Annotated in this window: 7 protein-coding genes and 1 pseudogene; 7 read left to right on the forward strand and 1 reads right to left on the reverse strand. The window is 42.6% G+C overall.

Going from position 1 to position 8,153, the window contains the following annotated elements; genetic code table 11:
* The first annotated feature begins 274 nt into the window (after positions 1-274).
* The 7 genes and pseudogenes from LI074_RS16250 (at position 275) to bioA (ending at position 5,556) form a co-directional block, all read left to right on the forward strand.
* On the forward strand, positions 275-1,039 hold the full coding sequence (locus tag LI074_RS16250; RefSeq protein WP_118331706.1) for a threonine/serine exporter family protein: 765 nt from the start codon (positions 275-277) through the stop codon (positions 1,037-1,039).
* On the forward strand, positions 1,036-1,482 hold the full coding sequence (locus LI074_RS16255) for a threonine/serine exporter family protein (protein ID WP_081017098.1): 447 nt from the start codon (positions 1,036-1,038) through the stop codon (positions 1,480-1,482). The genes LI074_RS16250 and LI074_RS16255 overlap by 4 nt, the downstream gene beginning before the upstream one ends.
* 111 nt (positions 1,483-1,593) lie before the next feature.
* Positions 1,594-1,716, forward strand: a pseudogene (locus LI074_RS16260) (transposase); the annotation flags it as partial.
* 375 nt (positions 1,717-2,091) lie between these two features.
* Positions 2,092-2,685, forward strand: coding sequence for a biotin transporter BioY (locus LI074_RS16265; RefSeq protein ID WP_173698407.1), 594 nt, complete (start codon positions 2,092-2,094; stop codon positions 2,683-2,685).
* A complete protein-coding gene (bioB, locus tag LI074_RS16270) occupies positions 2,682-3,674 on the forward strand; it encodes a biotin synthase BioB (RefSeq protein ID WP_173698408.1) in 993 nt (330 codons plus the stop codon). The genes LI074_RS16265 and bioB overlap by 4 nt, the downstream gene beginning before the upstream one ends.
* Positions 3,671-4,369 carry a dethiobiotin synthase gene (bioD, locus tag LI074_RS16275; protein WP_055053848.1) on the forward strand — a complete coding sequence of 233 codons (699 nt, stop codon included), beginning with the start codon at positions 3,671-3,673 and terminating at the stop codon, positions 4,367-4,369. Before bioB ends, bioD begins: the two co-directional genes overlap by 4 nt.
* A complete protein-coding gene (gene bioA, locus LI074_RS16280; RefSeq protein WP_055148905.1) occupies positions 4,366-5,556 on the forward strand; it encodes an adenosylmethionine--8-amino-7-oxononanoate transaminase in 1,191 nt (396 codons plus the stop codon). The genes bioD and bioA overlap by 4 nt, the downstream gene beginning before the upstream one ends.
* A gap of 201 nt (positions 5,557-5,757) precedes the next feature.
* Here the strand turns inward: bioA and LI074_RS16285 are convergent, their stop codons facing one another.
* Complete coding sequence (locus tag LI074_RS16285; protein WP_173698409.1) at positions 5,758-8,043, reverse strand: glycoside hydrolase family 3 C-terminal domain-containing protein; 2,286 nt, start codon at positions 8,041-8,043, stop codon at positions 5,758-5,760.
* Between the last annotated feature and the right edge of the window lie 110 nt (positions 8,044-8,153).

Consider the following 8,153-nt stretch of genomic DNA (forward strand, 5'->3'; position numbering starts at 1 on the left):
CTGCAAAATATAAAAAATATAAAGTTCAGGACTGGAAATAATATCGGTATCAAAAGTTTTTTTTGATTATTTACGAGGATTGCTATAGTTGATTCCGGGGTAATGAATTAGTATTCCGAACAGTAGTATTTGCGAAAACACTATAAAAATAGAAGTTGTATTAGCGGCAGTTAAGCTTTATACTTAAGCTATCATCAGAATACAAAAGTGCAGAAGTAAGACACTGGCGTATATTATGCCGGACTCTTTTCTGCAAAATTAAAGGAGTAATCCTATGCAGACATCTAAAGATTTTTTACATATTTTTCTTGATATGGGTGACGCATTGTTAAACAGCGGTGCAGAGATTTTTCGGGTGGAGGATACGCTGAACCGAATGGGTTATGCCTGTGGTGCTGCGCAGATGAATGTTTTTGTGATCACATCCAGTATCGTTATTACCATGGAATTTCCGGGAGAAGGAGCGCGGACACAGACCCGACGGATCAGGGAGTGCGGAGGAAATGATTTTACCAAACTGGAGCAGTTGAATGATCTGAGCCGTCGTTTTTGTAATCATCCTGTTCCGGCAGCAGAGCTTCGGAAGGAATTTGATAAAATTAATATAAATAAAACAAAACCGCTATGGAAACTTCTTGGAAGCCTTCTGGCTGCATGCAGTTTTGCTTTTTTTTATGGTGGAAGTATTCCGGATGCTGTTGCAGCAGGATTTGGGGCTGTTCTGATCTGGGGATTACAGCAATATCTTCGTCCGGTATGCATGAATGAAGTGACTTTTCAGTTTGTGGCGTCTTTTTTTACAGGCTGTGCAATCTGTGGATTAACCTTGCTGTGCCCATTCCTTCGCATGGATAAGATTATGATCGGTGACATTATGCTTTTGATTCCGGGGTTGATGTCGACAAATGCAATCAGGGATGTACTTATTGGTGATACACTCTCTGGAATCATCCGTCTGATTGCTGCTTTACTACTTGCTGCGGCACTGGCACTTGGATTTATGGGGGCAATTATTTTATTTGGGAGGTTTGGACTTTGACTGCAGCAATCATGATACAATTAATTACCGGAGCCATTGGCTCTGTAGGATTTGGAATTCTTTTTCATATAAAAAAGAAATATTTGCCTCTGGCAGCAGTTGGCGGCTTCCTTAGCTGGCTGGTGTTCCTTCTGGGAAAAGAATTCTGGGGAAATGTTTTTCTTCCGACTCTGATGGCTGGCTTTGTTACAGATGTGTATGCAGAAATTCTTGCAAGAATCTGTAAAGAAACATCTACATCTTTTTTTGTTACTTCCGTAATCCCTCTGATTCCCGGAAGTACTCTTTATTATTGTATGAACAGCATTGTGGAAGGAAATACTGTTCGAGCATTGGAATATGGACGGGATACGTTTCTTTTTGCTTTTGGAATTGCAGCAGGAATGAGTATTGCGTGGTCGATCTGTTATTTTCTGAGAACTGTAAGGAAAAAGCAGAACTGACCTGGCAAGAAAGAAATTCCCGATGAAATGACACACACCCGTTTTCGACAGTTGATGAAAAATAAAATGGCAGAATCCCTTGACTTTATTGGGGGGTCTGCCGTTTTTGTATGGTTAAAAGGAAAAAGTACATTAATGATATTCGAAAGACATGCAAATCTGAAGTACAAATATGGAAACAGACATTTCTGGTGTCGTGGATATTATGTAGATACGGTATGGAAAAATGCAAAAAATACAGGAATAATGAGTCTTTAGACTCCAGTGCCGGTAATAGACCCTTATAGGGTCAAAGCAAACCACCGACTTAGCCGGTGGTCGTGATTACCGAATCAAGCAAGTAGCGAAGCGGATGATTTTATCCGCTTGACCATATTATATATGCTGTGACGCAAATAGCAAGGCGAACGTTACTGTTCACTCCGTTCACAGTAACTTAGCCAAAATTCATTCCAGATTGCCTGCGGCAATGGAATTTTGGCTTGTATGTCTCGGGATAGTGGTGTGTGAACAGCAACAGGCGAACTATAAACTGAGAAAATAAAAAAGTTGACAATTAACATTCTATGTTTTAAAATTGTAAACTATAAAATGCATGGAGGTTTACAAATGACTAAAACAAAAAGCATGATCTATTGCGGACTTTTTACGGCATTGATTGCAGCAGGTGCGTTTATTAAAATCCCTATACCTGTGGTTCCTTTTACACTGCAGTACCTGTTCACTATGCTTGCCGGATTGTTTCTGGGATCCAGAAGGGGTATGATTTCTGTGGTTGCCTATATGCTGTTGGGGCTGGCAGGACTTCCGATCTTTTCGGAAGGCGGTGGAATCTGGTATATTTTCAAGCCAAGCTTCGGTTATATTATAGGATTCTGCCTGGGAACATACGTGACCGGACTTATTGCAGAGCGTCTTAAGCAGAAGACAGTTTTTCGTTATTTACTTGCGAATCTGGCAGGTCTGATGATTGTCTATACCTGTGGAATGGTTTATTACTATGTGATCTGTAATTATGTGATCGATACACCGATTGGAATCTGGCCGCTGATTCTTTATTGTTTTCTTCTTGCAGTACCTGGTGACATTGCATTAAGTGTTCTGGGAGCTGTTATTGCAAAGCGTGTCAGACCGGTAGTACTTCAATATCTTTTTGATTCAAAATCAAATGTCAGACTGGAAACGGAGGAGCTTGCAAAATGAATCCACTTATTTTAGCACAGAAAATTATTGATGGACGCAGAATCACAAGGAAAGATGATCTTTCTTTTTTTCTCACCTGTGATTTAGATGAGTTATGTGAAGGAGCAGACCGTATCCGCGAAGCATATATCGGTGATAAGGTAGATCTCTGTTCCATTATCAATGGCCGCAGCGGCAGGTGTCCGGAGGACTGCAAATATTGTGCTCAGTCAGTACACCACCATACTTTCTGTGAGATCTATGATTTTCTTCCCGAGGAAAAGATTCTGGAAGCATGTAAAATGAATGAAGAGGAGGGTGTTGATCGTTTTTCCATTGTCACTGCAGGAAAGGCTCTGACCGGAAAAGAATTTGATCAGGCGATTCATGCCTATGAAACCATGTATAAGGAATGCAATATCGATCTCTGTGCTTCCATGGGATTTCTTTCTTCCGAACAGCTGCATCGTCTTCATGAAGCCGGAGTAACCAGTTACCATCATAATATTGAGACTTCGCGGAGAAATTTTCCTAATATATGTACGACACATACATACGATATGAAGATTGAAACTCTGAAAAAGGTAAAGGCAGAAGGAATGTGTGCATGTTCCGGTGGCATCATAGGAATGGGAGAGACCTGGGAGGATCGTCTGGATATGGCAGTCAGCCTTGCAGAGCTGGGTATTGACTCCATTCCGATCAATGCATTGATGCCCATTCCGGGAACACCTTTGGAACATCTTGATCAGCTTTCAGAGCAGGATATCCTCCGGACAATTGCCTTCTTTCGTTATATTAATCCTGAGGCTAATATTCGTCTTGCTGCCGGACGGGCACTTCTTACCAATGACGGGGAAACCGCTTTTAAATCCGGTGCCTCCGCTACAATAACAGGGAATATGCTGACTACTGTTGCCTGCGCAACCATCCGCAGCGACCGAAAAATGCTCTCTGATATGGGCAGAAATGTAACACCAGAATATTGGAAGGAAGTGGAAGAATCATGAGTAAAGCGGTATTTATTACAGGAACAGGAACAGACATGGGCAAAACCTATCTCTCAGGACTGATCGTAAAAAAACTGGCACAGGCAGGAAAAAATCCGGCTTATTACAAAGCTGCAATGAGTGGAAATGACCGGCGTGCAGACGGAAGTCTAATCCCGGGCGATGCACTTTTTGTTAAAGAGATGTCTGGTATTTCCCAGTCTCTGGATGATATGTGTCCTTATGTATATGAAAATGCCTGGTCTCCTCATCTTGCTTCAAGAGTTGAGGGTAATCCGGTGGATCTTGATGTTGTGCGAAGAGGATTTTTGAAGGCAGCAAATGATTATGAATATATTACCATGGAAGGAAGTGGCGGTATCCTCTGTCCGCTCTGTTTTGATGAACGCAAAATCCAGCTTGAAGATGTGATAAGAGAGTTTGAGCTTTCCAGTATTCTGGTGGCAGATGCAGGGCTTGGTACAATAAACAGTGTTGTATTGACTGCTGAGTATATGAAAGTCCATTCCCTTCCAATCAAAGGTATTATTTTTAACCATTACCATCCCGGAAATATTATGGAAGAGGATAATATTGCTATGTGCCAATATATGACAGGCCTTCCGGTTATTGCAAAAGTACAGGATAATGCGAAGGATCTTGATATAGATGCAGATGTACTGGCAGAATTTTATGATGAGGTGAAGATCAAATGATATGGTATCCCTATGAACAAATGAAAACAATGAAAGCTCCCTATAAGATTCTGGATGCAGAGGGTGTACATCTTTATACAAAAGATCAGAAGCTGATAGACTCTATATCTTCCTGGTGGTGTATGATTCATGGATATAAGCATCCGGAACTGACAGAAGCGATCAAGGAACAGGCAGACCGTTTTTGTCATGTAATGCTTGGGGGACTGACACATGAGCCGGTGGAAAAGCTTTCTGCGAAGCTGCAGGAATTTCTGCCAGGAGATCTGGATTATTGTTTTTTTTCAGATTCAGGAAGTGTTGCAGTGGAGGTCTCACTTAAAATGGCCCTTCAATACAACACCAATCAGGGAAGAAAGCGCCCGTTAGTGCTGGCTCTTGAACATGCATATCACGGGGATACATTTAAGGCAATGGAAGTTGGTGATGACGAGGATTATCATTTCGCTTTTGACAAAAAAGAGGGTGTTGTCCATATTCCCACTGAGATCCCGGCCCTGGAGGAGGCATTTGAACAGTATCATGACCGTCTGAACTGCTTTATTGTGGAGCCTCTTTTACAGGGAGCAGGAGGAATGCGGATGTATGATATTTCATTCCTGAAGAGAGCAAGAGAATTGTGTGACCAGTATGATGTTCTTTTGATTTTTGACGAGGTTGCAACCGGGTTTGGCCGCACAGGTAATCGCTTTGTGGCAGATCTTGTTCTGCCGGATATCCTGGTTCTTGGAAAGGCCCTTACAGGAGGATATATTGGTCATGCTGTCACTGTGGCAAATCACAAGGTATTTGATGCCTTTTACAGTGATGATGACAGACTTGCCCTGATGCATGGTCCTACTTTTATGGGAAACCCGCTGGCATGTGCTGTGGCTTTGAAGGGGATTGAGATTTTTGAGCGTGAAGATTATATGAGTAAAATCCGTCATATTGAACAGGTTTCACGTGGTGAGATGGAAGCATTCACAGATCCACGGATCAAAGAAGTCCGGATCATGGGTGGCTGTGTGTGCGTGGAGGTTCATGATTCCAGAGATCTGGAAGGCTTCCAGCAGTTTGCTTATGAACGGGGTGTGTTCAGCAGGCCATTTTTGAACTACATGTACTCTATGGTTCCATATGTGATCAGTGACGAAGAGCTTATAAAAATTTTTGATGTGATGAAGGAATGGTTTAGAGAGAAATAAATAAAAACTACTGTATAAAGCCGGAAAAAAATTCAGCTTATATACAGTAGTTTTTTTGTTTTATAGCAATCCTTGTAAATAATGCATTTAAGACAGTTCAGCAGAGTGCGAAAGACAAGGAAGATATCTGCAGGCGTGCTGACGCACGGCAAAGATATCTGACGCAGGATTTCACACTCTGATGGGCTGGATTAAGATGCATTATTTCAGAGGATTGCTATAGATTGCCTGCAGTTTGTCAATCATCTCCCGGATCTCAGCCCGGGAGAATCCGCCAAAGCTGCACAGAGAGCGAAGTGGCATGGAATCTGTCATTGCTGCTACCATTTCTTCAGTGATAGCTTCAGCAGCAGATTGGGAAGCTGTGTCTGAACCGCCGTTCATTGCAGCCAGATATCTGGAAGTCAGTTCTTTTGCTGCTTCTTTTGTGTTGGGATTATTGAAAAGCTCACCCAGTGTTGTGTTCATATGAATATGCATGGGAATTACCTGGCTGCTGGAGAGTTCAATGGTTTCAGAGAGACGGATATCTCTGGAGGACGCACCAATCAGAATCTCATATTTGCCGCTTGCAGCATACCAGTTCTGTAATTGGGTGTTGTACCATGCAAAGCTACGCTTATCCAGTTTCATAGTAACTGTTTTGGTTTCGCCGGGAGCAAGCTGGACTTTTTCAAAACCTTTCAGTTCTTTTTCCGGACGGATCGTGGATGCTGTCATGTCTTTCACATAGAGCTGGACAGCTTCTTTTCCTGCAACGTTTCCTGTATTTGTTACATCTACAGAAACAGTGACAGTATCTTTTTCTGTTGGATTTGTGTTGGAAATCTGCAGATTGCTGTATGTAAAAGTAGTATAGGAGAGTCCGTATCCGAATGGATAGGCAACTTCCATCTGTTTGGTGTCATAATAACGATATCCTACAAATACACCTTCACGGTATTCCACTTTATCACCGCCACCGAAGTTCAGGTAGGATGGATTGTCAGCCAGTTTCACCGGGATTGTCTCGGCCAGTTTACCGCTTGGATTTACAATACCATAGAGGATATTTGCAACAGCAGCTCCGCCTGCCTGTCCGCCAAGGTAAGCTTCCAGAATACCTTTCACATTATTGATCCATGGCATTTCCACAGGAGAACCATTGTGAAGAACGATCACAGTATTTGGCTGAACTTCAAGGATCTCAGCAATAAGACGGTTCTGGCATTCTGGCAGTCTCATATGAGAACGGTCATATCCTTCAGACTCAAAACTATCCGGAAGTCCGGCGAAGATCACAACCTTATCAGCAGCTTTTGCAGACTGAAGTGCTTCAGAAGCCAGTTTTTCATCGTATAAATCTTTATCAGCAGGAAATCCTTCTGCGTAAATAACCTGTGCATCAGCAGGAACAGCTTCCAGTGCATTGGTAATTTTAAAGCAGTTAATATGAGAGCTTCCGCCGCCCTGGAAACGAGGTTTTTTGGCAAAACCACCTACAAAAGCTACTTTCTCAGAGGTCTTCAGAGGCAGAATCTGGTCTGCGTTTTTCAGAAGGACCATAGATTCTTCCGCAATACGGCGTGCCTCTTCATGGTCTTTTTCCATGGTAAATTCCTGCGGTGCACGGTGGTCCGCATATTTGTAAATAATATTCAGGATACGTTCTACAGCCTGATCCAGAACTTCTTCCTTCAGAGTGCCATTTTTTACGGCTTCCATGATCAGAGCATCGTTTGTTCCGTTGGAACCTGGCATTTCCAGATCCAGGCCGGCCTCCAGACCCTTCACACGGTCATTGACAGCACCCCAGTCAGACATAACATATCCTTCAAAGCCCCAGTCATTGCGGAGAACATCGGTAAGAAGCCATTTATTCTCGGAAGCAAAAGTACCGTTGATCTGATTGTAGGAGCACATAAATGTATATGGCTGAGCCTTTTTTACTGCAGTTTCAAATGCAGGAAAATAAATTTCGCGGAGTGTTCTTTCATCTGCTTCAGAAGAATTGCTCATGCGGTGATATTCCTGATTGTTAGCTGCAAAATGTTTGATGGAAGTTCCTACATGCTGGGACTGTACACCATTGATAAATGCAGCAGCGATCTCACCTGCAAGGTATGGATCTTCTGAATAGTATTCAAAGTTTCTTCCGCAGAGCGGAGAACGTTTAATATTGACAGCCGGTCCTAAAACAACAGATACGTCATTTGCCTGTGCTTCTCTGCCAATAGTTTCGCCCATGGATTCCATTAATTCACGGTCAAAAGAGCAGGCACTTAAAGCAGCAGGAGGGAAGCAGACTGCTTTGATACTGTCGTTCATTCCAAGATGATCTCCCTTGTCATCCTGTTTACGAAGCCCGTGAGGACCGTCGCTTACCATTACCTCCGGGATTCCGAGTCTTTCCACACTCTTCAGATGCCAGAAATCAAGACCTGAGCACATGCCTGCTTTTTCTTCCAGAGTCATCTGGCTGATGATTTTCTTTAAATCACGCTTCATAATAAATTCCTCCATAAGTTTATTTATATGTGAAACAGATGTTACTGTTCACACACCACTATCCCGCGAGGTGTTTTGGCATGAATATGCCAAAATCCCGAGACATACAA

The sequence above is a fragment of the Blautia sp. MSK18_10 genome, assembly GCF_020553185.1.
GTDB classification, from domain to species: domain Bacteria; phylum Bacillota; class Clostridia; order Lachnospirales; family Lachnospiraceae; genus Blautia_A; species Blautia_A wexlerae.